Below are 401 nucleotides of genomic sequence, written 5' to 3'. Positions count from 1 at the left end.
GCTGGCAAGATTCTGCGGATATCCTGCAAATCTCGTTGGTATGTAGAGTCCGCCAACTTCTTCGGTCCTACATCAGCTACCCAGTGTTCGATGTACTTTGCCAGCGTAATGCTTCGATTGATGGGTTCAGGCGAGTGCTGTACTTCTCTCTCAAACAAAATTGCCTGTTCCTTAACCCACTTTTCTGCCTGTTTGGGTGTGTACTCCTTGGGCGGCTTGACCGTTTTCTGTACGGATTTCAGCCGGTTTCCCTCGTAGTCATACCCACGAGATACTACAATCAAATAGCTGTTACTGCCGCGCTTTCTGATAGATGCCATGTTTTGCACGCTCCTTAGTATTATTATTGACCTGCGGTACTACAAAGCATACCGACAACTGCGACAGAAAGCTATCACCAC

The 401-nt window shown here is 47.6% G+C and carries 1 pseudogene; it reads right to left on the bottom strand.

What is annotated here, in order from left to right:
* Positions 1 to 320: pseudogene (locus tag NE623_RS14490) on the bottom strand (tyrosine-type recombinase/integrase); the annotation flags it as partial.
* Positions 321 to 401 lie beyond the last annotated feature (81 nt).

The organism is Gemmiger formicilis, from assembly GCF_024462815.1.
GTDB lineage: Bacteria > Bacillota > Clostridia > Oscillospirales > Ruminococcaceae > Gemmiger.
This window is presented reverse-complemented; position numbering and strand designations above follow the sequence as displayed.